Annotated in this window: 16 protein-coding genes; 7 read left to right on the top strand and 9 right to left on the bottom strand. The window is 62.0% G+C overall.

All coding sequences use genetic code 11. From position 1 onward, the window contains the following. Positions 1-12: 12 nt before the first annotated feature. The 6 genes from cyoC (at position 13) to ACN9MU_RS21210 (ending at position 5,618) form a co-directional block, all read left to right on the top strand. Entirely contained in the window at positions 13-615 is a 603-nt protein-coding gene (cyoC, locus tag ACN9MU_RS21235; protein WP_426172259.1) for a cytochrome o ubiquinol oxidase subunit III, read from the top strand. Next, positions 612-971: a cytochrome o ubiquinol oxidase subunit IV gene (gene cyoD / locus ACN9MU_RS21230; protein ID WP_426343423.1), complete on the top strand. Its 360-nt coding sequence runs from the start codon at positions 612-614 to the stop codon at positions 969-971. Before cyoC ends, cyoD begins: the two co-directional genes overlap by 4 nt. After that, positions 968-2,305: an ATP-binding protein gene (locus tag ACN9MU_RS21225; RefSeq protein ID WP_426343422.1), complete on the top strand. Its 1,338-nt coding sequence runs from the start codon at positions 968-970 to the stop codon at positions 2,303-2,305. The genes cyoD and ACN9MU_RS21225 overlap by 4 nt, the downstream gene beginning before the upstream one ends. After that, on the top strand, positions 2,295-2,837 hold the full coding sequence (locus ACN9MU_RS21220; protein ID WP_426336069.1) for a response regulator transcription factor: 543 nt from the start codon (positions 2,295-2,297) through the stop codon (positions 2,835-2,837). The genes ACN9MU_RS21225 and ACN9MU_RS21220 overlap by 11 nt, the downstream gene beginning before the upstream one ends. Positions 2,838-2,965: 128 nt before the next feature. Beyond that, on the top strand, positions 2,966-4,435 hold the full coding sequence (locus ACN9MU_RS21215; protein WP_426162423.1) for an amidohydrolase family protein: 1,470 nt from the start codon (positions 2,966-2,968) through the stop codon (positions 4,433-4,435). A 124-nt stretch (positions 4,436-4,559) separates the two neighbouring features. Continuing rightward, entirely contained in the window at positions 4,560-5,618 is a 1,059-nt protein-coding gene (locus ACN9MU_RS21210; RefSeq protein ID WP_426343421.1) for a porin, read from the top strand. A gap of 115 nt (positions 5,619-5,733) precedes the next feature. Here the strand turns inward: ACN9MU_RS21210 and ACN9MU_RS21205 are convergent, their stop codons facing one another. The 3 genes from ACN9MU_RS21205 to ACN9MU_RS21195 all read right to left on the bottom strand — a co-directional run bounded on the left by ACN9MU_RS21205 (position 5,734) and on the right by ACN9MU_RS21195 (position 13,745). Then, positions 5,734-11,037, bottom strand: a complete 5,304-nt coding sequence (locus tag ACN9MU_RS21205; protein ID WP_426343420.1) for a hypothetical protein — start codon at positions 11,035-11,037, stop codon at positions 5,734-5,736. Between the two features lie 313 nt (positions 11,038-11,350). After that, complete coding sequence (locus ACN9MU_RS21200) at positions 11,351-12,091, bottom strand: HD-GYP domain-containing protein (protein ID WP_426162420.1); 741 nt, start codon at positions 12,089-12,091, stop codon at positions 11,351-11,353. Positions 12,092-12,104: 13 nt separating this feature from the next. Next, complete coding sequence (locus ACN9MU_RS21195; RefSeq protein ID WP_426162419.1) at positions 12,105-13,745, bottom strand: methyl-accepting chemotaxis protein; 1,641 nt, start codon at positions 13,743-13,745, stop codon at positions 12,105-12,107. A 264-nt stretch (positions 13,746-14,009) separates the two neighbouring features. Here ACN9MU_RS21195 and ACN9MU_RS21190 point away from each other — a divergent pair, with 264 nt between their 5' ends. Next, complete coding sequence (locus ACN9MU_RS21190; RefSeq protein WP_426162418.1) at positions 14,010-14,351, top strand: hypothetical protein; 342 nt, start codon at positions 14,010-14,012, stop codon at positions 14,349-14,351. A 76-nt stretch (positions 14,352-14,427) separates the two neighbouring features. On the opposite strand, the gene ACN9MU_RS21185 is transcribed toward ACN9MU_RS21190, so the two are convergent. From ACN9MU_RS21185 to ACN9MU_RS21160, 6 genes are all read right to left on the bottom strand, one after another. After that, positions 14,428-15,453: a hypothetical protein gene (locus ACN9MU_RS21185; protein WP_426318492.1), complete on the bottom strand. Its 1,026-nt coding sequence runs from the start codon at positions 15,451-15,453 to the stop codon at positions 14,428-14,430. A gap of 111 nt (positions 15,454-15,564) precedes the next feature. After that, on the bottom strand, positions 15,565-17,475 hold the full coding sequence (locus ACN9MU_RS21180; protein ID WP_426323815.1) for an FTR1 family protein: 1,911 nt from the start codon (positions 17,473-17,475) through the stop codon (positions 15,565-15,567). A 111-nt stretch (positions 17,476-17,586) separates the two neighbouring features. Continuing rightward, the gene (locus ACN9MU_RS21175; protein WP_426318491.1) at positions 17,587-18,798 is read right to left on the bottom strand and encodes an MFS transporter; all 1,212 of its coding nucleotides are present in this window, start codon (positions 18,796-18,798) and stop codon (positions 17,587-17,589) included. After that, on the bottom strand, positions 18,795-20,291 hold the full coding sequence (locus ACN9MU_RS21170; RefSeq protein ID WP_426318490.1) for a DUF535 family protein: 1,497 nt from the start codon (positions 20,289-20,291) through the stop codon (positions 18,795-18,797). The genes ACN9MU_RS21175 and ACN9MU_RS21170 overlap by 4 nt, the downstream gene beginning before the upstream one ends. Positions 20,292-20,447: 156 nt before the next feature. Next, positions 20,448-25,220, bottom strand: coding sequence for a hypothetical protein (locus tag ACN9MU_RS21165; RefSeq protein WP_426343419.1), 4,773 nt, complete (start codon positions 25,218-25,220; stop codon positions 20,448-20,450). A gap of 12 nt (positions 25,221-25,232) precedes the next feature. Continuing rightward, positions 25,233-25,634, bottom strand: a complete 402-nt coding sequence (locus tag ACN9MU_RS21160) for a CesT family type III secretion system chaperone (RefSeq protein WP_426162412.1) — start codon at positions 25,632-25,634, stop codon at positions 25,233-25,235. Positions 25,635-25,648: the final 14 nt, after the last annotated feature.

Raw genomic sequence — 25,648 nt, 5'->3', positions numbered from 1 at the left:
GTCGCGGGCGCGATGCCCGCCGACCCTTGCGCGCGCTTCCTGGTGCGCAATCATCATCCGCAGAACGGGACCATGCTGGGCTTCTGGCTATATCTGATGAGCGATTGCCTGATCTTCGCCGTGCTGTTCGCCGCGTATGCGGTGCTGGGACGCAGCTACGCGAACGCGCCATCCGGGGCCGAACTGTTCGACTTGCCGCTGGTGGCCATCAACACCACGCTGCTGTTGCTGTCATCGATCACCTATGGCTTTGCCATGCTGGAGATGCAAAGGCAGAAGCTGAAGCAGGTAATGGGCTGGCTGGCCATCACCGGGGTGCTTGGCGCAACCTTCGTCTTTTTCGAGCTGTTTGAATTCATCCACCTGGTTCAGGAAGGCGCCGGGCCCCAGCAAAGCGGCTTCCTGACCGCGTTCTTTGCCCTGGTCGGCACCCATGGGCTGCACGTCGCCTTCGGCATCGTGTGGCTGGTCACGCTGCTGTTCCAGCTGAAGAAGCATGGCCTGTCGCCGGAGAACCGGCGCCGCCTGATGTGCCTTTCGCTGTTCTGGCACTTCCTCGATGTGGTCTGGGTCGGCGTGTTCACCTTTGTCTACCTGATGGGAGTGCTGCCATGAGCGAACACCTGCAGCACGATCCGGCGCACGGCAGCCTGCGCGGATACATCATCGGCTTCGTACTGGCTGCCATCATGACCACCGTTTCCTTCTGGCTGGTGATGGGCAATGTGTTCGTCCACTCCAGCACGGCGGCCTATGTCCTGCTTGGCCTGGCCGTTGGACAGATCGTGGTACACATGGTGTGCTTCCTGCACATGAATGCCAGGTCGGAAGGGGGCTGGAACTTGCTGGCACTCATCTTCACCTTCGTGCTGGTGGCGATCATGCTCAGTGGCTCGCTCTGGGTCATGCATCACCTGAACAGCAACATGATGCCAGGCATGACCAATGGCATGATGCACCATACGCCATGAAGGCTTCCCTGGCGAGCGAGGACGGCGCGGCCGGTGCCGCATCCACCGTCGCCGGCAACATCTTGCACGCCTCCGGACGGCAGAACATGCGGCAGTTGATTGCACTGCGCTGGCTGGCTGCGCTGGGGCAGGGGGCGGCGATCATGGTTTGCAGCGTAAGCTGCGGCGTGCCGCTGCCGCTGCCTGCCATGCTGAGTGTGCTCGGATGCCTGGCCGTCTTCAATATTGCCAGCGTGCTGCGCTGTCGGGGCGAAGCCGCGGTTTCGAACGGCGAGCTGCTGTGGGCACTGTTGGCCGACGTCGCCTGCCTGACGGTGCAATTGCACCTGAGCGGGGGCATCTCCAATCCGTTTGCCTTCCTGTATCTGCTGCAGGTGATGCTCAGCGTGCTGCTGCTCGACCAGCGTTCGAGCTGGCTGGTCGTCGGCGCCAGCACCGCCTGCCTGGCCGCGCTGGCGGTCTTTTCGCGGCCGCTGGAGCTGCCGGCGGACCTTGGCTCCGGCATCTTCAGCTTGTACATTCAAGGCGTGTTGCTGTGCTTCGTGCTCATCGCAGGACTGCTGGTGATGTTTACTGGCCGCATCATTTGCAACCTGCGCCGCACTGCCGGCAAGCTGGCCGACCTGCGCCAGCAGGCGGTAGAAGAGGAGCATGTCGTCCGTTTGGGATTGCTTGCATCCGGCGCGGCGCACGAACTGGGCACTCCGCTGGCGACCATGGCGGTCATTCTGGGCGACTGGCGCCGGATGCCGGAATTCAGCAGCAATCGTGCATTGCGCGCAGAGCTCGGCGAGATGGAAGCGCAGCTTCGACGCTGCAAGACGACGGTCAGCAGCATCCTGCTTTGCGCAGGCCAGACGCGTGGCGAGCTGTCGAGACCCACCACCATCAATGCCTTCCTGTCCGGCCTGGCAGCGGAATGGCGCATCGCCAGGACGGTAGCGGACTTCGAGTTCGACAACCGGATCGGGCGCGATGTGCGTATCGTTTCCGATTCCATCATAAAACAGACCATCTGCAATCTCCTGGACAATGCTTTCGAAGCCTCGCCGCAATGGCTGCGCATGGAAGCAAGCATCGACGGCGAAATGCTGGCAGTGCGGGTGACAGACGCGGGGCCTGGATTCACTGCCGCAATGCTGGCCCAGTTCGGCAAACCATACCACTCCAGCAAAGGGCGCGAGGGCGGTGGACTGGGACTATTCCTGGCCATGAACGTGGCGCGCAGGCTAGGCGGAACGCTGGCGGCCGCCAATCTGGGCCGGGGCGGGGCCAAAGTCTGCCTGCGCCTGCCTTTGGCGGCGATTACGCTGGAGGAGCTCCATGACAACTGATGCCGGGCGCATCCTGCTTTTGGTGGAAGACGATGCCGCATTTGCGCGCACGCTGGCGCGTTCGTTCGAACGCCGCGGCTACCAGGTGCTGCTGGCGCAAAGCCTGGACGAGGTCTGCGACCGGCTGGCGTGCCATGCGCCTGCCTATGCCGTGGTCGACCTCAAGCTGAAAGGCCACGCGACAGGCTTGTCCTGCGTGCAGCTGCTGCACCGGCGTGATCCCGCCATGCGCATCGTAGTATTGACTGGCTTTGCCAGCATCAATACGGCGGTGGAAGCGATCAAGCTGGGCGCGATCCAGTACCTGTCCAAGCCTTCCAACACCGATGAGATCGAAGCGGCACTTGGCCACGTGGCCGGCACTACGGACATTGCGGCCAGTAGCCGTGCCACTTCTGTCAAGACCCTGGAATGGGAGTATATCCATGCGGTCCTGGCCGAGACAGGCTACAACATCTCGGAGGCGGCGCGCCAGCTGGGCATGCACCGCCGTTCGCTGGTTCGCAAGCTCGGCAAACAGCGGGTCAAGTAGTGGATCAAGCAGCGGGAAAGTTCCATCGCAGTCCGTAAATCGGTCCGGGAAAGTAGCTTGCTCAGGCACCGTCCGGCATGCGCAGCCTAGGATAGGTTGAACACTGCAACCCAGAAAGGAATTCCCCAATGTGCCAGCATCATTCGAAAGCCGATGGCCGAACTGCGACCGGCGCCATCTTGCTCGCGCGGCTGCCGGAAGCCGGGCGGTCGCCAACGCAGCCCGCAGCGATGCCGCAGGACAGCGGCAAGGATCACGTCCAGGTCTTGATCAAAGACGCCTGCATCCTTACCATGGACAACCAGATCGGTGATTACGCATGTGCCGACATCCTGATTGACGGCGACACGATTGCCGCTATCGGATCCGGTTTGGCGCAATGTATCAGCGCCCCGGTCCAAACGATCGATGGACGCGGCAAGATTGTCGTGCCGGGCTTCGTCGACACCCACCACCACCAGTTTGAAACGGCGTTGCGCAGCAGCCTGGCCGACGGTATCCTGTCCGGCGATCCGGCGCAGCCGGAATACCCGAACTACATGGAGCGCATCCTGGGCCGGCTGGCGCCTGCCTACCGCCCGGAAGATGTGTATATCAGTGAGCTGTATGGCTCGCTGAGCCAGCTCGATGCCGGGGTCACCAGTGTACTCGACGTGTCGCAGATCCACCATTCGCCGGAACATACCGACGCTGCCGTAGCAGCTTTACTCGACGCCGGACGGCGGGCTGTCCTGGGGTATTTTGAGGGGCAAGGCCTGGCTTGCAGGTACCCGCATGACATTTTTCGCCTGCAGCGCGAATACTTCGCCGGCACGCAAAGCCAGGTCACGCTGGCGATGGGCGGCGAAGTCTATCTGCCGGAATGGGAGCGCGCCTGGCAGCTCGCGCGTGAACTGGGCCTGCAGATAGTCTTCCACTGCGTAGGCGGCATGGGATCGCAGGCTGTGATGGACGATCTGATTTCACGCGGCCTGCTGCGGGACGATAACCTGATCATTCATATGACCGGTATCAACCAGCCTGCCTGGAAAGCGGTGGCCGAAGCCGGTGCCGCCATCTCGTTGGCGGTGCCGATTGAAATGGCAATGCGCCACGGCACGCCGCCACTGCTGCACGCGCAGGCGGCAGGCATCATGCCATCCCTGAGTTCGGATGTGGAATGCACCATGACGGCCGACTTCTTCACGCAAATGCGATGCGCGCTGACGCTGCAGCGTGGCCTGGTCAACGAGTTGGCACTGGAAGGCGATCATACCTTTGCTCCCGTGTCGGCACGGGAAGTGCTGCAGTGGGCGACCATTGGCGGCGCCCGGGCGCTCCGGCTGGCGTCGCAAACCGGCAGCCTGAGCCCTGGTAAGCAGGCCGACCTGATCCTGCTGGACAGCGAAGCCTTGAACGTCAGCCCCCTCAACCATGCGCCGGGTGCGGTGGTGACCTTGATGGAGCGCAGCAACGTCGACACCGTGATGGTGGCCGGCCGCATCCGCAAGTGGCAGGGACGGCTGGTCGGCGTCGATGTGCCTTCGTTGACGCGCAAGCTGGAAGCTTCGCGCGATTACCTGTTCGAGAAAGCTGGCCTGGCGCGAGTCCTGTTCTAAGCACGCAACGCCGCCGCTGCTTCATTCGGTCCGGGAAATCGGCGCGCTGCAGCAGCGGCGCGACGCTTCGCGCAGCATCGGATCGTCGGCCTCATCGCAGGCCATTTCATGAGGCAGCGAATCAATGAGGAAAGTAATGCTAGCGCTGGCGGCCAGCGCATCGGCAGGGACCGCGGCGGCCGGGACGGGCGTAGAACTGTATGGCGTGATCGACATGGCGCTGGTGCATGAAAGCGGCGGACAGGCGGCGCTTACCAAGCTGACCAGCGGCGTCGAGTCGGGCTCGCGTTTTGGACTGCGCGGCAGGGAAGATCTGGGCGGCGGCCGCGCCGCCGTCTTTGTGCTGGAAAGCGGTTTTCGCGCCGATACCGGCCAGGCGGGGCAGGGCGGCCGCCTGTTTGGGCGCCAGGCTTACGTCGGCCTGGAAAGCCGGCTGGGCACGGTCACGCTGGGGCTGCAGCTCACGCCCCAGTACCTCGCCATGGCGGCCGCCGATCCTTTCGACACCGGTATGGCGGGCGATACCGAAAACCTGATGGGCTTCGCCGGTACCATGGAAAGTTCGGTCAAGTACGCCTCGCCGAGATGGCACGGGGTGAACGTGGAACTGGCTTATGCCAGCGGTGACAAAAGCGGCCAACAGCGCGGCGGCCACGCGGCCGGTGGCGCTTTTTCCTATACCAGTGGGCCTCTGGCGGTGCACGTGGGCCACCATCGGCGCAGCAATCCGGCCGCCCCGGCGCCCGAGCCGGACCAGGAGCCAGCCAGCAACACGCTGCTGGCTGCCGTGTATGACTTTGGCGTGGCGAAAACCCATATTGCAGTCGGCAGGGACAAAGGTCCGGACAGCACGCAGATGCGCGACAGTGCCAATTCCTTCGGCTATGCTGTCCCGCCAGGGCCAAGCCACGACAGCCGCAGCATCATGCTGGGCCTGTCCATTCCCCAGGGCGCAGGCATATGGATGGCTTCCTGGCTGCGAAAGCACGACAACACCATCGGCCGCCAGGATGCTACGCAGCTGGCGCTTGGCTACCGGTATTACCTGTCGCGCCGCACCGATGTGTATGCAGCCTACGGCCATATGATGAATCGCAACGGCGCAGGCTACACGGTCGGCAACGCCACAGGCAACGGCAGTGGCGACCGAGCCTTCAATCTCGGTCTGCGCCATACATTCTGAATTCGAAACCTTCAGTTTTCTTTCTTTATCGCGAGCTTGCCCGCCGAAGTCAAGCCCCATTTGGGGCCAGTTCCGGCGGGCGAAGCGCGCTGCTGGTCCACGCGCTTCATCACCATCACTCAGTCTTGGTCGGATCAAATCCGTACTTGAAGCTGACGTCAATCTGGATCCCATTGCGACCGGGCCCGCGGTTCTCGAGATTCCATTTCGCGACCTTTTCCTTCAGCCCATGCATGTATTCATCCATGGCAAAACTACATGAGAGACAAGGTGGAAGTCCGGTATGAAACTTGATATCCATGCGAAGCTTTTTCTCTGGATTGTTGACCGAGGCGCTATCAAGTGAAGCAACGCTGTCCATGAATTTCCTCATGTTTGCTTCAATGTTGGGTAGAGCCTTGTATTCGGTGTCGCCGTCGCGGGGAATGACGATCGGCTGTTGGCCTTCCCTGGGTCGACCAGCCGCGTTCATTGCTCCCAGGTTGGACACGGCACCGGCGTGGTTTCCTGCTCCTGGCAGCAAATCAAGTTGATCCTTGAATGCATACGATCCGCTGATCAATATGCGTGGCTGGGCGGTCACACCTTGAACCGTGGCAGAGTCGAGCGTCGACTCTCCATCGAATGCGTTCATCGTGAACGCCGCCACGTTCCTTCCTTTGACCTTGTTTCTTCCAACCTTAACCAGTTCGGACGGATTCTCAACGTTGAATATTTCTTGGCAATTAATGCCAGTCTTGACCGAGTTGTACCTTTCCTTCACGAGCTGATCCAGCTCTGCAAATTCGGCATCGGTACCTCTCTGAATATGGTGTTGCTCGAGATGGTTGATATTGCGCTGTATCTCCGTCCTTTCTTTTTCGTCAGTCGATGCCGCTTTCTGGCGTTGTAATTCCTCTACCAGTTGAGCTTTATCATATGCACCAGCGTCGCATAGCCTACGCAATTGTTGACCAGGCGCACGCTTGGTTCTCGCATTGCCGATGCGCGGCGCGCAGGAAATTTCGTTATAAGCCTGGACCGTGTGCGGACTTGCGTGGACTGCATGCAGACGCCCTTCTTTGTTTTTGAGGTGGTAAAGTGCGCCATCAATTTTGACAACGAGAATCTCTTTCGATCCGATGGAAAAGGCCGCCACGCGCTCCCAGCGGAAAGGCAGCACATCTCCTTCGGGGCCTATGGCGCGCAGCATCGGAACTTTATACGAATGGATGCTGCCGGCCGGTGGCGTCACAACGTCCGAGCCATCGGGCTGGGTCAGGCGGTAGTGGGTCTTCTCCGACGTTGGAGCGCCGTCCTCAACGTAGCGAATGATGCCGTCTGCGTGGCGGCGCGTGTCGCGTTTCAAGACGGTATCTGAGTTGCGATAAGCCTCTCCCTCGTTCGGGCGGGCGCGGCGCAAGCCCGGTCCATCCAGAACGCGTACGTCGGTGCCGTCGCCATAGTAGCTGGTCTTGGCCTGTCCCAAACGGTCGATGGCGACGGCATCGGGCTCGCGCTGCCGATAGCCGGACGAACCGGGCCTGAGGGTGAGCGTGTGCAAGTCAACTTCGGCGAAGCGAGGAGCATCGGCGGCGCCAATCTGGCGCATGAATTTACGCCGGTCTGGATCAAAGAATATACCGCCTTCCTGGCCGCCGCTTGCCTTCAGGTAGCGCTTGCCATCCGATCCCGTAATCAGCATCCCGTGCGGCAGGTCAGCGCCGTCCCGGAGACGTGACCCATCGGTTGTCAGCTTTGCGAGCGCCTCAAGTTCTTTCGCATCCCGGAATCGCTGGAACGCATGTCCATAGCCCACGCTATTCAGCTTCGCGCTTAGATCGTTCGAATCGGCCGTGCTGAGGCCATGGGCCCGCAGCCGGTCACGGAACTCGTTCTTCCCCTTCATCAGCGCATCCACGAAGACCTTCCTGGGTCTCTTCAGGCTCTTGAACTTGACGCCGTGCAAGTTTCCAACGGCCTTGCCCCACTTTGCCGCCTTATTCATGAGCGTGCGCTTGCCACCCAACATACTCACAACTGCGCCACCGCACTGCAGACCGATTATGAACTCGTCGGTCGGGAAGGGATTGACATAGCTGCTGGATGGTGTCGTTCGTGGCGGTCGGGCGCCAACAGGATACTCATAGGGCTCATTTTGAACACGCGGGTCGGTAAAGGCGTCGCGGACTCTGTTGACGCAGCCGTATAGTGGCAAGCCCTCGACGTAGGGCTTGGCGTGCAAGCTGCGCTCAGCATTGAGTTTGTGTGCCTCGAGTTTCTGGGTCCAGCCAAGCTGGGAGAACACTTCCCTGCGCACTTCATGCGGCGTACCGGGGAAACGCCGCTCGATACCGAAAGTGCCGCTGCGAATCTGATCCGGCGCTCGTTCGAAGAACTCCGCGGGATGATTTTTTACGTAGAACATGGCTTGATCCTCGACAGTGTTCAGATCATGATCAGCGATGTCCTCGATGCTTGCGGCCATGGGAGTGAGCGAGGCGTGCCTTCCGGCATCGAACGCAAGCCTGTAAGGCTGAGGCTGGTTCGCGCCATCTGAGCGCAACATCACGATCATGATGTTATCCGGCGATTTGACGGTGTGCGATCCCATCTGTACTTGTGGCTTGAGAATTGCTTCTGGCTGGCGATGAAGCCCGAACAACAAGTCCAATTGCGCATGCGCACCACGTTCGACTGTCTTGAAATAATCCCTTGCGCGCTGATCGTATTCTGCAAAAATGCGCTCGCCGTCGATGGTGACTTCCTGGCCTTGAGCGGCGAGTCCGCCATGAGGCACTTCGATCAGGAAAGTTCGCTGTCGATATGAGTTACCGTCGGAACCGCGGCTGTAATGGTTGCCATGGGCGAATGCGTCCAGCAGGGTCTCATTACGGACGACGCGGTTGTCGAAACTGACGGGCCGTACCGGGTATTTGACGGTGGTGACACTTTCGGGCCGTCCCGAGATATACTGTTCACCGAACACCGCTGCAATCTCAGCCAGGGATGGAGGCGGGTCAACCAGGGCTGCCCGGATCTGTGCAAGTTTCTGATCGCGGACGGCATTGGGACGTTGCTCGAAGTCTTTCATGATGTCGGCAAGGACGGTGTCGTCGGATTTTCCCTCCGCACCGTAGGCCCCGGTCAGGAGCGCGAAGTCGCTTGCCATGTGATGCTGCCCCAACGCGCCCAGATCATCGTTCATGAATTGGGTAATGATGGTCTGCGCCGCTGCGTCCATTTCCTTTTCAGACCTGATCGGGATGTTTGCGGCGCTCAATGCTGCATAGCCGACCCGATAGTTCAAATGCCTGTCATCGGCCCATTGCATCTGTTCCAGTACGGATTCCGGGACTTGGCGAAGCGTAGGATCGAGCTGGTCAATGAGGGCGAGGGTAAAGGCAAGCTTGCCCTGCTCGCCCACCGGCAGCTCTCCTGCACAACTGGCCAGCATGGCCGCCTTGGCCTGGGCACATGTCTTTCCGTTCAGCTGATCCTTATGTTCCCTGAACCACTGGGCGGGACTTTTTCCGAGAAGGCTGAGAATGAAGCTGTCGTCCCCTGCGGTCTTCAGCTTCCAGTCCGCTTGCAATGTCTGAAGAAGTGCTTTCGCCGCGCCATGCGTCTGCTGATGGGTGAGTACATGCAGACGTGCATTGCGGTGGCGATGGTGGTGGTTGCTTGGGGTTGTGGTGTAGCGCAGCTTCAGGACCTCCAGTTCGAGCAGCCGATCGAGCTTAGCAGCAAGACTGCTGGCATCGGTGGCATTCGATCCCTGGAATGGTGGTGGTAGCTCGCCACTGCCTCGTTGAACATGAAGTCGCTGGACTTCAGCTTCGGTGTCGGCGATGTGCTGATCGAGCAGCGTTTGCGCGTCGCGTTGCAATTGCACCGGGTCGCGCGGTGCTGGTGCATTCAGCCGCGAATAGGCTTCAAAGTCGTTTCGGAAAACCGTTTCGTTGGCATGGACGGTTTCCAGCGGCACTGAGAACAGTTCGTTGGTTTGCGCGGTCGCGTCGCTAGGAGCAAGTTCGCGGCGCTGCCGTGCTGACGCAGAAGCATTGTCAATGATGGCGTGCTTGAAATCGATATAGTCTGAGTAAGTTGCCTTCGGGCCGGTGTGCTCGCCCTGCATTTCGCCAGGCTCATGTTCGGTTTCAATGGTCACGTCATCATCGCCGGCCTCGTCGGTTTGTGCGTCAACCACGTTTTCGACCGGTTGTGCGGTACCAGCGGTGCCGATCTGCGATAGAACCGCGGCCCCTGCCGCGATAACTGGATTGCCAGTCAGGGCCATGGTAGCCCCGGCCACCAAGGCGGTCTTCGCAACCTCGGTTGCGGCCTCCTGCCAGCCCTTGCTTTGCTCGTTGGGAGTCTGTGCCGCTGGCTGCGGCTCCTGATGTTGTTGCTCGTATGCTCGCGCCTCTTGCAGGCGTTGCTCGAAGATGGCGGTTCTTCCTTGCGCTACCGTCGTGGTTTGTGGCCCTGTAACCTGCTGGCCTTCGAGCATGCGTTGCGCTTTGAGCCGAAGCACCGGCTCGAATTGGGCGCCTAATGCCAAGCCCGAAAATATCACGGCAGTCGCTTTTTGCTTCAGGCCCGGTTCAGGCTGTGGCCGGCTGGAGTATTCGTCATCGACTTCTTTCTGCTCTCCATAGGCCTTGGCAAAAGCTTCCTGATAAGGCCCATGGTTGTGGCAAAAGTGCTCATAAATATCTTGACGGAAGCGATTGATATCTTCCTGACGCACTTTGTCATCGCGTAAGCCTTGTGCATCGGCGATTAATGCCCTGAAAATGCTCGATCCGTCCGGATCGGAACTTACATTGGGCGGAGTGGGACCGTTGTCAGTGGCCCAGAAGCGGGCCTCCTCATCCTCCCCCTGTTGGTAGACACGGAGCACATCCTTGAGTATGCCTTCCTTCGGCGGAAGGTCGTTTGCCAGCCCGACGTCGGCCACATGGATGCTTTTGCCGAGCATGTCGGCAATACCGTGCAACAGCACAGGCATCAGTGATTCGGGAATGGGGGCGCCAGGGGTCAGCAGACTGTCCAGCAGGTCCGGTCGGATCAATTCGCCAAAGCCGTGTTTGAAGAATGGCGCAAAGACTTCGGGAAAATCCTGCAGCACCGTCGCACGACTGGAATGAACGGATCCAAGCGTTTGCCAACTTCGGAATTCTTCGAGTTTCTTCTTCAGTCCTTTAGGATCTGTTATCCAGAAGCGGGGAATCCCTGGATCCTTCTGATCCAATTTACTCGCATAGATCCAAAACATCGTCTCTTCGTGTGGCGCATTGCATCCCGACGGCGGTGGCAAGGTAGGCACTTTACCGCCGCTATTCGTTGAATTATCGTTTGCCGTACTTCGTTCGCCGATGTTGTTGGCCCGGTTCGACGCGATGTCGGGATTGGGCACAATGATTGAGAACTTCACTTTGTTTATTCCAATGAGTTAATGGCATGCCTTGGGAATTCCCAAGGCTGCCGGTGCTGGATTGATCAAAAGTTGCGCTGCGCCGGAACATTTTCCGGATGAGTAAGGGCTGGGCGCATAATGAAGTGCGCGCTACAGGATCAACGGTTCGACCGACGTCGCGCTGGAATGGATGCGGAGTTGCTCAGTACGCATTTTGGGCCGGGAGCTGAGGGAGCGCCAATGACGGTTAAGGTCCCAAGCAGGAGGCCGCCAGAGGAGGGGGCGCGGGAAGAGGAAATCATGGGCCAGCCGGGTGCTGGCCGTGACTGCGTTAGCCGTGCAGCACCCGCTGGGCCAGTGCGGTCAGATCGCCGACCGTGTCGCCATGGCGCGCCGCAATGGCCGCGAACTGCTGTTCCAGGACTAGGAACGCATCCAGCACGTCGGGATCGAAGTGACGACCGCGTCCCTGGCGCATGATCTGTAAGGCTTCTTCATGCGACATCGCCGGTTTATAGCTGCGCCTGCTGGTCAGCGCATCGTAGACGTCGGCTACGGCCATCAGGCGCGCCGACATCGGAATCGCATCCCCTGCCAGGCCTTGCGGATAGCCGCTGCCATCCCATTTTTCATGGTGCGACAAGGCGATTTCTTTGGCGAAGGCGAGGCAGGGCAGTGGATGGCCGAGCTGCGCTTCAGCTTGCGCCAGCACGTCGTAGCCGAGCTTGGCATGGGTGCGCATGACCGCGAATTCATCGGGCGTCAGGCGGCCTGGTTTGAGCAGCACGCGGTCGGGAATGCCGACCTTGCCGATGTCGTGCAGCGGCGCCGACTTGACCAGCAGTTCGATGGTTTCATCGCACAGGGTTTGGGCAAAGCGCGGATGATTGCGCAAATATTCCGCGAGTAGCCGGACGTACTGCGCCGTACGCACCAGGTGGCTGGCCGTTTCATTGTCGCGCGCTTTGACCAGGGAAACCAGCATCAGCAGCGCCAGATCGACATCGGTGCGTACTTCGGCGGCATTGTTTTCGGCCTTGACGGCGGTGTATTCGATATAGGAGATTCGCATGGCAGCCCGCTCTTCAATTACCTGCTGAGGTCGACTGTGGGCGCATCAACGCCGGACGCCATGCCGGATTGATGTCCCTTGGCCTGGGAGCAGAAACAAATGGTGCGCTTTCCTGCTTGATCTTGAACACGGCGACCAGGGCCGCCAGCCGGGCAGCTTGCTCTTCCATCGATTCGGCTGTGGCGGCAGCTTCTTCCACCAGTGCTGCATTCTGTTGCGTCACCTGGTCCATTTGAGCAATGGCCTGGCGCACTTGTTCGATGCCTTCGGCCTGTTCGCCGCTGGCCGCGCTGATACTGTCCATGATGTGTGCCACCTGCTGTGAGCTGCGCACGACTTCTTCCATCGTTGCGCCAGCTTCGCCGACCAGGCGTGTGCCCTCATTGATCTTGCCGACAGATCCCTCGATCAGGGTCTTGATGGCTTTGGACGAAGCGGCCGAGCGCTGCGCCAGGCTGCGCACCTCGGATGCAACCACGGAAAAGCCCTGGCCGTGTTTGCCTGCGCGCGCTGCCTCCACGGCAGCGTTCAGCGACAGGATGTTGGTCTGGAACGCAATCTCTTCGATGATGCCGATGATGTCGACGATCTGTTTGGCGGACGCCTGGATCTCGCCCATGGTCTGCACAACTTGGGTCACCGCAGTGCCGCCCCTGGTCGCCAGTTCGCAGGCATCGTGGGCCAGCTGGCTGGCCTGCTGCGCGCCGGCGGCATTCTGCCTGACTGTGTCGGTCAATTCATGCATCGAGGCTGCAGTCTGTTCCAAGGCCGCTGCCTGCTGCTCGGTACGCGAGGACAGGTCGGCATTGCCGGCCGAAATCTGCTTGGAGGCGGAAGCGATCAGCGAGGTGCCGTCCAGTACATCGCCGACCATGCTGGTCAGGGAGCCGTTCATCTGGCGCAGGGCTTGCAACAGCTGGCCCGCTTCGTCGGCACTGCGCACCTCGATGTTGCTGGTAAGGTCGCCGGCGGCCACCGTTTGCGCCACTTGCACTGCTTCGCCCATGGGTTTGGCGATCGAGCGCGTGATCCAGTAGCCCAACCCCGTGCCCAGGATGGCGCCGAGCAGCAGCACGGTAATGCTTTCGATGTGGACTGCGGATGCAACGGCCTGGCTGTTTTCGAAAGCCTCGTGGCCCAGCTCTTCGTTAATATTTACCAGGTCGCTGAGCAGGTCATCCGCGACCTGGAAGGTGGACGCGACCGCGCCGTTCAATTGTTGCTGGGCGTCCGATTGCTGGCCGGCGATGGCCAACTGCTCGACTTTGCCGGCCGCTTGCAGGTAGGCGTCCCAAGCGGTTTCGAATTGCTGCAGCAATTCCTTTTCTTTATCGGTCAGGAAAGTCTTACGGTATTTGTCGAGCAGTCCGTTCATTTGCCCGGCATGCTTGTCGAGTTTGCTGCGCGTGGTGGCAATGGCTGCCGCATCGCTGGCGGTGACCACTTCGTACAGGGCTCTATGATGATAGATCGCTTGCATATTTGCATTGGCGACATCCTTGATCGGCATCAGGTTGTTTTCGTAGATGCCTTTGAGCAGGTCGTTCATCCTGCCGGTGCTGTGCAGCCCTTGTCCGGCAACGACAACCGCCACCACGATGGTCAAGCCAAACCCCAGCGCCAGCTTGTGGGCCAGCCTCATATTTTTGAACATGATTTTCTCTCTTTGTAATCAGGAATACGGGCGGCGAAACAGGCGCCCAGATAGACGAATTGCATGGTATCGGACCGATGAACGCCAGGCGCAGTCGGTCCTGAAAATAGGACTTAGTTACTTTGGCCACCTTCCCTGGTCCTAGATTGGGCGCTGACGACCGGGGTTAGGCGGCACGTCAGTAGAATCGGACGACCATCCATTCTTGGCCTTAATAAGATGTTGAAATATAAACTTACGTTACCCAAAGGGAGCACGCGTACGGTGAGCGACGAGCGCGCGGAAATCATTCGCGATGCCGTGCTGATGTTGCTGGAAGAGGTCGGCGACGCCACGCCAGCGGAAATGGCACGGATCTTCGACGTACCGGTAGCGAAGCTGCGTTTTCACTTGAAGGTGTTGCACGCGGTCGGCGAAATCCGGCCTGGCCCGCGGCGGCCAGGGTCGATCGCCTGTACCTGGCGGATCGCAATCGAGGAGGAGGAAGAAGTCGACGTGATCGAGTGTCGCCGCAGTTGGGTCGCTGCTGAGCAGCAGGGCAAGGTGAGGCGCGATTCGCTGGTGGCGGCGTTGTTTGGACCGACAGGCAAGGCTGGCAGCATTTGAAACTGCCGCCCTGCTGAAAAACCAGGAGCCCTTGCGCTGATGCGCAGGCCCCTGGTTTTTTCTGGAGCGGCCTTGCTTACTGCTTCTGCAGGGTGCCGGTCAGATTGGCCAGAGGGATCAGGCTGGTGCCGTACTTGCCCTCCTTGACCTGGTCGGCAGAGGCGGCGAAGACCAGGCTGGGCGCTTTAGCGCCGGGCAAGGTTGTCAGGGCTGCCATGCCGTACAGGTGTGTCTTGCCGCCAGTGCTGTCCGGCAGGCTGCACTGTGGGCCTTCGGCGTGCATTTCCAGCGCATAAACAGCCGTCTTGCCGGTGCCGACGCGGATGCTTCCGCGGAAGGTACAGCCAGGCATATTGCCTTCGATGGCGGCCTGCGTGGTGGCTGTGGCCGGGTCGGGCCACTTCTTGATGACGACCGAGGGAACAGGGTCCCCTGCTTTGGCCGCCACGCCAAGATAGTTGCCGTACAGGGGCGTGAGTTGCGGGGCAATGGCGTTGTCCGCGCTGTAGCTGAAACTGTAGTTGTTGAGCACTTGGCCGGCATCGTTGTACAGGTCGCCCATCAGGGTATTGGCGGGATCAACCTTGCCGCGCAGCGCGTTGTAGTGCGCGCCGCCCCTGGAATATACGTCGGCTGCGATGGCGCCCTTGTTGATGCGCATGCTGCCGCCGCGCAGCACGTCGTACTTGTGCTCGGCGCTTGAGCTGTAAATGAAATAGAAATTGGCGGGCCCATTGGCGATGGGCGTGTCGTTTGCCACCAGCGCGAAGGCGGGCAGGCCGTTGCCCGCCTTGCCGATCCAGATACCGTTTGCCACGCCCTGCGAACCATCCATGGCGATGTCGGGAGGCATTGGATTCTGCGGGACGTCGGTCATGGTGCCCGCATCCACGGTGTCGGCCTTGTCGGTTTGCGTTTCGGTGCTGCTGCCTTCTCCGGCAGGATCGGTCTGCGTTTCGGCGCTGCTGCCGTGCTGTACCGGTTTGGTCTGGGGCGTAGGACTCTTCTGCGGAGCGTCGCCGCCATGGCCGCCGCCACCGCAGCCATACAGGGCGAAGCAGAACGGCAGCAAAGCGGTCAACGTGTACTTCTTGTATTTCATTGTTGGTTCCTATGTGATTGGGATGCTTGCGTCAGCCTCTCGACGAGGCTGGACTCCAGTATGCAAAGCCACTGGCAATTGGCGCGCGACGGTAATCAAAATCAGGACCAACTAACTGCTTGCGGTGCCGCGCTCGCTGGCCGGACGGCGATTGAACATGATGGCCGCCAGCGCCGCCAGCGCCACCGCACTTTGCGCGAGCATGGTTTGCAACGTGGGGTAGAGCCCCAGCATCTCCAGCCGCGGGCCGGCTACCAGACGCACGCCGACCCAGCCGGCTTCTTGGAGTGCAGCGATGCCTTTGCCCGCCAGGACCACTGCCAGGACGGCGACCACGACCGAGGTGAGGGCGAAGAACTGGCGGATCGGCAGGCGGGTGCTGGTTCGCAGCAGCACGAAGCTGGCTGCGGCCAGCAGCGCGGCAGCGCTGGCGAACCCTGCCAGCAACGCGGTGCCGTTGCCGTCGGCCAGCAAGGCCGAGTAGAACAGCACAGTTTCGAAGACTTCGCGGTAAACCGCCAGGAATGCCAGCCCGAACAAGGCCCATGCTGAACGGCGCGACAGGGCGGCCGCCAGCGTGGTGTCGATGAAATGCTGCCAGCGCCCGGCGCTGCTTTTGCGGTGCAACCACATGCCTACGCTGAGCAGGACCGCGGCGGCCAGCAGCGAACCCAGGCCCTCAGTCAACTCGCGGCTGGCGCCGCTGAATGCCACCAGCCAGGTGGCTACCGCCCAGGTGATCAGCCCGGCGAGCAGGGCGCTGGCCCAGCCCGCATGGACGAAGGGCAGCGCTTGCTCCTGGCCAGCCTTCTTGAGGCAGGCAATCATGGCTACCACAATGAGCAGCGCTTCCAAGCCTTCGCGCAGCAGGATGGCGAGCGCGCCCAGGAAAGTGGCCAGCGGGGTGGCGCGCGTGGCGCTGCTGGCAGCTTCGGCCTGATCGATTAGCTCGGACAATTGGGCGGCGCTGGCATCGGCCTGGGCAAGATCGCCGGCAGTGAGGGCGGAACGGTAAGCCAGCATTGCGCTCTCAAGTGCTGCCAGCAGGGACTTGCTGCGTGCGGCAAGCACCGGCTCGGCCGGTTCTACGCCGTCCAGGTAGGCCGACAAGGCGAGCCGTAACGCAGCGGCGCGGTCGCCGCCATGCAGGGCCGCCCGGCTTGCGTCAAGCAGCTGGCGCGCCAGCGCCAAGCCCTCGGGCTGGCCGGATTGGATGGCGGCGGGTTGGCGCCGCAGGTAGGCGGTGAGCGCCTGCGCGGCAGCGTCGCCCACCTCCTGGGCCAGTGCCGACTCGCTAAGCTGGCTGAGCGTGGCGAGGTCGGGAACGCGCTGTGGCGTGACGGGGCGGCCCTGGCGCCACAGCTGTTCGCCGCGCTGCGCCATGGCCTGGTCATATGGCAAGGTGCCGGCGAAGAAGGCCAGTGCCCAGCGGTCCTGGGCGGGCAGCTCCTTGAACGCCGGCATGGCAGTCCCGGGTACACCGAGCGACACGATCTGGTAGAGCGCGCCAAGGCTGCGCAGCTTCGCACGCACCGGATCGTTCAAAGCCGTTGGCGCGGGATTGAGCGTGGCGGCCAGCGGCCCGTCGCCGCCACCGCGTTCCCCGTGACAGGCGATGCAATGCCTGGCATACAGTTCGGCGCCGCGTGCGAGGCTGGGCCGTAGTGGCGGCGCGATGGGAAACGGATAGGCCGCCAGCAGCAGCCTGTTGGCTTCCTGCGCCAGGCGCGCCACGTCGGTTGCGCTGGCCCGGGTGCCGATGGCCGTGCGCAACTTTCCGATGGCGCTTGCGATGGCGGCTTTGCCGGCATGAGGCGGCAGCGACTGCAGTTGCTGTTGCGCGCGCGCCGCAAAATCGACCATCTCGGCATACTCGCTGGCGCTGGCAAGTGCGCCATTCTCCACGGCGCCACCGTAGTCGACCGCCACGTAATCGAGCAACTGCCAGATTTGCCGGGCGCCGTCGCCGCCGGCCTTGGGCGTACTGGCAAACGCAGCCGGGGCGGCCAGCAGCCAGACCATCAATAGGGTACGCCAAATACTCAAATTACCTCCTGCTGCATGATGGAAGAAGAGCGTCGTCTGGCTGCCGGCTTGTGGTGCGAGGGTGGCGGACGCGGAAAAATGCCTGCCTTAGCTACTGGCCTCCGTGCGCAGTGCCAGCGCGGCCTGGCGTCGCGCCAGGACGGCGCACGGCATGATGGCCGCACTGACAAGCAGCATGAAAACGGGTTGAAACATGGGCTGAGGCCGGTACAGTGCGCTCAGCAGGCCGAGGCCGGCCGACAGCATCAGGTAGTAGGCCAGCCCGAATAGGGCACCGGCCGTGCCTTGCACATCGCGATAGCGGCTCAGGGCCGAGGCCAGGACGTTCGGAATGGCGCAGGCAAATGCGAGCACCAGCAGCATTTGCGTGCCGAGCATGGCAAGCGCCGCCGCCAGCGGGTGGCCAGCGGCCGCAGTCATTGCCATCCATTGCAGCGCGGACGAAAGCAGGGCGCCCAGGGCGGCCAGTGCGGTCAGATGTGCCGGGCTGTGCCGCAGCAAGCCGCGGCGATTGAGACGTGCGCCCAGGCCCCCGGCGACAGCAATTAGGATGCCGCTGGCGCCGAACATCCAGTCCGGCATCTGGAGCTGGTTCAGCGTGAACGGTGCGATCGTGTAATAGCCGAACAGGATCAGGTTGAAGCCGGCCACCAGCCACGCTGCACTCCACAGCTGCCGGTCGCACGCCATGCGCCATGCGGTAGGCAGCAAAGGCGCGGGCGCCGCGGCGTGCGCGGGGCGGGTTTCCGGCAGGCTGGCTCCGCACAGCAGGAAGACCAGCGACAGCGCGGCCAGGCAGACCAGCACACCGTGAACACCGTAACGCGACGCCAGCATGGCGCCCAGCGGCGGCCCGACCGCCGGCGACAGGGCCAGCACTGCAACGATGGTGGAAAACACCGCCGCCAGCTGGGCGCCCTGGAAGCGGTCGCGCAACATGGTCTGGACCACGATGGAGCCGCAGGCAGCACCGAAGCTTTGCAGTGCGCGTGCCAGCAGCAGCGTGCCGAAGCTGCCTGCCGCCAGGGCCAGCAGCGCGGCCAGCGCATAGCATGCCAAGCCGGCCAGCAAGGCCGGACGCCGCCCCTGCAGGTCGGACAGGCGGCCCCAGAAGAGAACGCCGACAGCGAAAGCGGCGAAGTCGATGCTGACGGCCCACTGCGCCATGCCCGGCGCCACCGCGAACGCGGCGGCGATCCTGGGCAACACCGGCGCATAGATCGTTTCGCTCAACTGGGGAAAGGCGAGCAGCAACAGTACGGCGGCCATGGCGGCGCGGGAAAGTGGTTTGCCGTTCATGCGGCGCTTAGTCGTTTGTTGGCGGGAAACAGGCGTGCCAGCGCAGCGTCATTGAGCGCTTGCAGCAACTGGTGGCGGCGCCGCGCTTCCGCGCGTTTTTTGGACGGGACGCTTTCCAGGTGCAGTGCGGGCAGGGGCAGGCAGGGCAATTCAAAGTCGCCATCGGCGCGCCCCCTGGCGCCCATCTCCCGCCACATGCTGTCGTAATCGGCCTTAATCCTGCCGCGGCGCACCGAGCCGCGCGCCACAGTGCGGTTGTCGTTGCCGACCAGGCGCAACTGCTCGCACTCCAGCACCAGGCCGAATTGTTGGACCAGACGCAGCAGCAGGTCGCGCGGGCGCAGGCCGTACAGGTTACGGGTGGCGCTGCGCACCAGTTCCAGACCATCGGCGGCGGGGCCTTGTGCGCAGCCGATGGCGACGCAGGTCTGGCCGTTGTCGCGTAAGAAGGAAAAAGCGACCGTATAGACCGGACCCTGCGCGCTGCGCAGCCGCAGCGCCAGCTCGCCTTCTCGCTCCATCACCGCCACCGCGCACAGTTCGATGGCGTAAGGCGTCTCGTCCTTGCCGACAAAGCGCACCAGCGTGACTGGCTTGCTGGCTGCCTTGATGAGCAGCGGCGCCAGGCCATGATTGCAGATGATACGGTAATGGCCGGCCAACGCTTGAAGGCGGGCGGCGCGGTCCAGCCGGCGGCTGAACCACGGCCGGAACGGCTTTTGAACCAGGTGCGGGCTGGTCAATGCAAATTCCCGCATCGGGTAATCGTTCAGCAGGTCGAGCCAGCGGCGCACCAGCCGCGGCGTGGGGAGACAACGCAGCTCCAGCTTGAGCAGGGCGCACAGACGCGACAGCCCCATCTTGCCGGTCACGGCAGTGCGCAAACCCACGGTTCGGGTCGGCCGTTCCTGCGGACGCATGCGCATTGCACAGGCGCCCGACACCAGGCACACGCCGAGCCAGGCGCCGCTGACGCAGAGTGCGGACAGCACTTCGCTTGGGTATTGGGCGCCGACGCAGACCCGGCTCACGGCGACCAATGCGATCAGCAGCAAGGCAAAACCGGCGACGGCGGCGCGCTGCCAATTGGGGGGCCGGCGCCCGGCCAGGTAAGTACCGCCAATGCCGATGAGCAGGATGGTCATGGCGGTAGCGCCACCCGCAGGCTTGATCAGTGCCAAGCCGAGCAGCAGGGCCGCCAGCCAGGCGCGCCTGCCCCTCAATAAGAAATGCAAGGCCAATGGCAGACTCAGCAAGGCAATGGCGGGCCCACTATTGACATGGCTGAGCGTGCGCAGCAATGGCGTTAGCCATGGCGCCGTGTGCTGTGTGAGCCAATAGGCGACGCGCAGATCGAAACGCGGCAGCACGCCGGAAATGTGTCCCAGTCTGGACCAAGCGGCAAAGTAGGCGGCGGCCAGCAGCAACAGCAGCAGGCCCGTGAATTCGGCCCAGCTGTCGTCGGTGGTGGGGCGATTGTTAAGTTTGTTCATGACTGGTTCCACAAGCAAATCGGCCCGGCACACGGCAAGAGCGCGAGCAGCGGCTCTGGCGCGCATGCAGTGCGTGGGGACGGGATGCAAAATGGTAGGGCCAGTCCGGGCATGGCAGACTGAACCGGGCGCTTTCTCAGACGGAATTACCCAAAATCAATTCGGCCTGTGCAGATATGCGCTTTCCAGCGCGGCGTTGCGGCGGGCGGCCGTGATGTAATCCAGCAATAGTCGCTGTGCATCAGCATCGGACGCGGCGCGCGCCGCCACCAATTGCTCGGGATAATGAAAACCGGATTCGTGCAGAATCCGGTTGGCCAGTTTCACGGCCCCGCCCATATTGCGAAACGGGTTTTTGGCTTTCATCGACAGGTCGGTCATGGCGTTGATATAGCCGAGCAGGACCTTGCGCGCATACTCGGTCGGATGCAAGCCGTCGGCGGCGAGATAGCTGGTCTGGGCATCGTACAGATAAATCTTGCCGTGCATGGGGCTGGCGCCCGTGCTGGACTTGGCATTGCCGAGTTCCTCTTGCGCGACGGCCGGATCGAATTCGAATTTCCAGGCGCCAGCGGCCCGGACCCGCATGGTTTCGACCAGGCTGCGGAAGGTCTTGCTCTTCAGGAAGCGCTGGGTGATACGCTTCACTTCCCTCAGCTGGGGCGAGACGTCGCCCACGTTGTCCAAGCCGAAATCGAACTGTCCCTGCAGTTTGCTCCAGCATTGGTCGACCGTGACGTCCGGCGGCCTCTGCAGCTGGCCCTCAAGCTGCCGCCATTGCTCGACGGTGACGCGCTGGGAAAGCGGTATGTCTTCCAGCATCGTGCCGTCGGTTGGCGGCGCCCGATACCGGTCCATGACTTCGTCGAGCATGATGTTTTCGGCATTCATGTCCTGGATCAGGTGCGGACGGCGCGCGTCGTTGTCGCCGCCAGCCAGGTTGAGGTAGAGCAGGCGGTTGCGAACCATAAAACCTGCCTCATGCAGCATCTTGTCGGCTGCCCAGCTCGGGCCGCCGAGATGCGGTTGATTGCGGCCCGGATCTCGCCATCCGGTCAGGGCGTGCATCAATTCATGAATGACCATATTCTCCTTGGTAAATAGGCCGGTTCCGCCGACTGAGGTAAAGGTGTCGTACACGCCGGCGTGTGGGAATTCTATATGGGAGGTACGCGGGTACTGGACCGGTGATTCGACTACTTTGCCGTTCAGACCAGGCACGCCGAAACGCAGATCCCAGCGCTTGTCGCCAGCCGTATCGTCATAATAGTTCAGCATGCGTCGAAAGGTGTAGCTGCGCTCGTACATCCGCTTGAGGAAGTTCTTCAAACCCTGCATGCCGTTGATCCCTTCGCTGGCCCATTCGCGCAGGGCATTGTTCTGTTCCTGGAAAGTAAAGCGGCGATTCAAGATGGCGTCGATATCGCGCACGCTGGCATCGGTGGCGGGTGCAAGCGAGCGCATGACATCGACCACCGTTTGGCGTTCCGCGATGGGTGTGCCGTGATAGTCGACCGGCACCTCAACGGTCGGCCGCACGCCGCCATTCAGCTGCAAGTCGGAATGGAATTTTTGCGTGGCGGAGTCGTAATGGATGATGCGTCCGGTGCCCACCGCGTGGCCGGTTTGCCAGTCGATCTCTTGGTAGGCGCCGCCAATGTTCCTGACCGGCACGACGCGGTCTTCTTCATTAGTCAACATCACCAGCTCGTGCCCTTGCCAAAGCACGCCGCGTTCGCCGTTGCGCACCCGCTGCGCCAGTCTGCGGAAAGCCGGCGGGACATTGCCGTCCCGGGCAGCAACACTGGCCGCGACGGCGGGCGGGCCGCCGACGACTTCGAGCGGGTCGGCCGGCAAGTCGCTCACCGTCACTGGGGATGTCAGGTCCAGCTTGTTGGCGATCTTGACGAAATCCTGCAGGCCCTGCCGTTGATTCATTGCTACCCGCATCATGTTCAGTTGGCGCAGGTTGACCCCTTCCATCGCGCCGGACAGCAGGCCCAGCACCAGCCGGCTGCGGTCGCCGTCCGACCAGCCTGAATAGACTTCGCGGACACTACCGACAAAGGGAATAAAGACGAGGGTTCTGTCCAGCATCCGCGACCGGGAACGTGTGCTCTCGAGGTCGGTGTTCAAGCCCGGCACGATGCGATTGATTTCCGCCGTCACCTTCTCTTCGGTCGGCACGACCCCCTGCACCCGTAGGTTTTCGAGCGCCACGGCGCGCACCCGGGGATCGTTCGGCAGGCCGTCATTGAATAGCAGTTCAGCGTGCAACAATTCCGTGTACGGTTTAATGACGCGACCCGGGTTGAGCCGCAGCATAGTTCCCACGAAGTCCGGCGCACCGAGGCGCTCCATGAAAGCGGGCACGAGGCGTAACGCCTCTTCATCGCTCAATCCATAGCGTTTGAGGATTTCGAATGCTGCTGTTTCCCGGTCGAATTTAGGCGGTCCCCCTATCGCGGCCTGCAGGCGCTCGCTGCCATACTGCAGCGCAGCGGCCAGCTTTTCGTTCGTCGTGTCGCCCAGCAGCACTTCGCCCAGCAAATTGTTCTGCTTCGCCCACTGGGCCACCTGCCAGATCCGTTCGTGGCCCGTCCCCTCCGGTGGCCGGCGATGGCCGGTTTCTGCGCGCAAGGCTTCGAAGCAGGCGGCGAGCGCCTGGCGCCTGATGCTGTCGTTGCGGAACATCCACCAAGTTTGGCCATCATTCCATTTCTTGCCGACATCGACCATCCAGGCGAAGGTCCTGTAGTCGCGCTGCGGATGCTGCGATGCTCCCTCGAAGCCGCGTTGCAAGATCGACCGGAACTGTTCGAAACGCTGGGCGGTGCTCATGATGTCGACTCCGCTGGCATTGGCCAAGTGCATCGAGAACAGCAGGCGCGGGTGGATTGGGAAGGTAGAGCGGTCAGCCACCCAGGCATCTTCCACCTCCTTCAAGGCAAGCAGCAATGCTTCATCATTCTCAAAGTCGGCGGGGACAGGCTGCCCCCGGTATTTGGCGATGCGGATGAGGGTGCTGGCCAGCGACTGCTGCGCAGTGCCGATCTTGTACTGTGTACTCTCCCCCAGTTCGGCGAATCTGGCTTTCAGCATTTCGCGCTTCTTGTCGATGCCGACGTTGGCATGCACTGGATCGCGCCACAGGTCAGGCATGGCCAGCACCTCATCGAAGGTCTGGTTGAAAGCGTTGCGGATCGAAAAACCGTCGAATTGCGGGGCGCCGGCGGCAGCGGCGGATGGGCGCATCAGATTGGCGTGGGCTTGCTTGCTTTGCGACTCCGCTCGTAGTGCATTCTGGAAGCGCTGCTGCAGGTAGGCAAGGGACGGCGGAACGGTGTCTTCGGCGTCGTCCGCAGCCTGGTTTTGCAGCTTGTGGTGGAGGAGGGCGGCTTCGTCGAACCAGCCCTCGTCTTCCAGCAGGGTCACGTTGAAGCCGGTTTCAAAGGCTTTCGGCAGGTTGCGGCCATGGTGCTGGAACACGCCCTGCAACAGCGCCAGCGGCTTGTCGCGTTGGGCCCTGGCCTTGCCATAGTCGATCCAGCCGTCGAGGATGCTCGACAGCAGCCGCAGGTAGACCGTATCCGAGGGACCGGCGGCTGGGCTGGCCGTCGTGTTCGACGGCGGCCGCGTGGTCAAGGTGCTGGCGTCCGCGCCGGGCAGCGTAAACATGTTGGCCATTCCGTTCAGCACCGAGCCGGCGCCATTGGCCGCCGCCGAGGCGCCATTCGACAGTGTCGTCCGCGTAGCCGTGAGCGCGCTCCCGGCCAAGGTAACCATGCTGTCAAGCAGTGTGGTGGCGGGACCGCCCTCCGTGGTCGTCGCGCTGCCAGCCGGCTCGGTCGTGCTGGCGGCCGGCTCAGTCGCGTTGCCCACCGGCTGCGCGGGAAACTGATGCGGCATTTTCTGCGTAAGATAGTCACTGAAACCCTTGATCTTCGTGCTCTGGCTGCCCAGCATCTTCGTCGCCATCGCGGTTGCATTTCGCGTCAGATGCACGATGGTGATATTCATCGGGGTCTGGAACAGTTGTCCGAGCCAGCTGGTATGGTTTAGGGCGCCTTTCAGCGCATCGTCGCGGATCTTCTGGCCGCGGGCGTTCACCGTACGGTTTTCCATTTTACTGAAGACGCCAACGCAGGACTCGCGATTGTCGCGGTCTTCGCAATTGCCGAACAAGGCAGCTTCCCGCGCCGCCTGGAATTCGTCGAGGGCGAACTGCGCAGTCTGCGTCGCCAAATTCACCGCAAAGTCGCCCGCTTCGTTCAAGACCGAAGGATAACCAGTCGCCAATTGCTGGCTGGCCTCAGGCGGCGGGAGGCGGGGCTGCGACAAGCGCAGATAGCCGACTACGGCAGCCTTCGCGCCAAGATGTGTGGGATCCGGCAGTTCGGTGTATTGCTCGCCTTCCTTGACAAAACGGGTATTGCGCTTGGTCGAGCCCAACAGCAGCTTTTGTGCCTTTCTCGATCTTAGCTGTCCGCTGCGCGCCTCGGCGTGCAGGGCTGTCCACATGTCGTGCTGGCGGCGTAACGCTGCGATCTGTTCGCTAGACTTGCCTTCTTCCTTCAGGCCTTCCAGCACGAGGTCCCTGAATTCCTCCATCACTTGCGGGTAGTTGTCAGGGTTGACGTGATACACGACGTGTTCTCCGCGCCGTTCCTTCTTTGCTTTCGGCTGGCTGCCGCTGGCGCCACCCAACGGGTCGGCGCTGGGCGTGGGCGTGGCATTGTGTAAGCCGGGACCGCCGGTATCGTGGCTGGTGGACTGGCTAGCGCCGGCGTCCTGGATCAGTCTCAACGCGGGAATGAAAGTGCTGTCGAAGAGATTGGAGAGCTCTTGTTCAGAGTAGGCGCCGGCTGTGCAATGGGTATGGCCGAGATGCTCCGCCGCCGAGGTTTGGTTGGTTCCAAAGGGCCACATATTGGTTTCCGTTCAGGCGTCCAGGCATTGCGCGGCGCGCGCGCGTTTGGACAGGAATGCTTCGATTTCGCGCTCAAGGCGCTCGCTGTCGATGCAGGCGGCCGGCAGCGACACGTGATAGACGAAAGCGCGCTGAAATGCGGAGACGGACAGCACGCCGCCGCCGCTGCCCGCTTCCAGACAGTTCATCTTCAACAGCTTCAGGGCCAGTCCGGGTATGGGCCTTGCCGGCAGCGGCGCCAGCACGGCATGGATGTAGAGCCGGTTGGTGGCGCGCCTGAACCGCAGATGGATTTCACTGCCGTCACCCAGTCGCAAGCCGGCGCCGCCATCCGCATCGAGCGTGAGGCCGGCGATCCGGTATCTGATGCCCAACGCCTCGACGTATTGGCGGATCTGAAATTCCTCCTTCAAAGGCTACACCGTAT

Source organism: Pseudoduganella sp. R-32 (genome assembly GCF_049913245.1).
In the GTDB taxonomy this organism is placed as follows: Bacteria; Pseudomonadota; Gammaproteobacteria; order Burkholderiales; family Burkholderiaceae_D; genus Rugamonas.
The sequence above is the reverse complement of the archived record's forward strand: the minus strand, read 5'-3'. Positions and strand labels throughout refer to the sequence as shown.

Excerpts from the sequence above, each read along its gene's own strand:
- cyoC (WP_426172259.1), top strand. The coding sequence starts at position 13 with ATGCCCGCCGACCCTTGCGCGCGCTTCCTGGTGCGCAATCATCATCCG.
- cyoD (WP_426343423.1), top strand. The coding sequence starts at position 612 with ATGAGCGAACACCTGCAGCACGATCCGGCGCACGGCAGCCTGCGCGGA.
- ACN9MU_RS21225 (WP_426343422.1), top strand. The coding sequence starts at position 968 with ATGAAGGCTTCCCTGGCGAGCGAGGACGGCGCGGCCGGTGCCGCATCC.
- ACN9MU_RS21220 (WP_426336069.1), top strand. The coding sequence starts at position 2,295 with ATGACAACTGATGCCGGGCGCATCCTGCTTTTGGTGGAAGACGATGCC.
- ACN9MU_RS21215 (WP_426162423.1), top strand. The coding sequence starts at position 2,966 with ATGTGCCAGCATCATTCGAAAGCCGATGGCCGAACTGCGACCGGCGCC.
- ACN9MU_RS21210 (WP_426343421.1), top strand. The coding sequence starts at position 4,560 with ATGAGGAAAGTAATGCTAGCGCTGGCGGCCAGCGCATCGGCAGGGACC.
- ACN9MU_RS21200 (WP_426162420.1), bottom strand. The coding sequence starts at position 12,091 with ATGCGAATCTCCTATATCGAATACACCGCCGTCAAGGCCGAAAACAAT.
- ACN9MU_RS21195 (WP_426162419.1), bottom strand. The coding sequence starts at position 13,745 with ATGTTCAAAAATATGAGGCTGGCCCACAAGCTGGCGCTGGGGTTTGGC.
- ACN9MU_RS21185 (WP_426318492.1), bottom strand. The coding sequence starts at position 15,453 with ATGAAATACAAGAAGTACACGTTGACCGCTTTGCTGCCGTTCTGCTTC.
- ACN9MU_RS21180 (WP_426323815.1), bottom strand. The coding sequence starts at position 17,475 with ATGGTCTGGCTGCTGGCCGCCCCGGCTGCGTTTGCCAGTACGCCCAAG.
- ACN9MU_RS21175 (WP_426318491.1), bottom strand. The coding sequence starts at position 18,798 with ATGAACGGCAAACCACTTTCCCGCGCCGCCATGGCCGCCGTACTGTTG.
- ACN9MU_RS21170 (WP_426318490.1), bottom strand. The coding sequence starts at position 20,291 with ATGAACAAACTTAACAATCGCCCCACCACCGACGACAGCTGGGCCGAA.
- ACN9MU_RS21165 (WP_426343419.1), bottom strand. The coding sequence starts at position 25,220 with ATGTGGCCCTTTGGAACCAACCAAACCTCGGCGGCGGAGCATCTCGGC.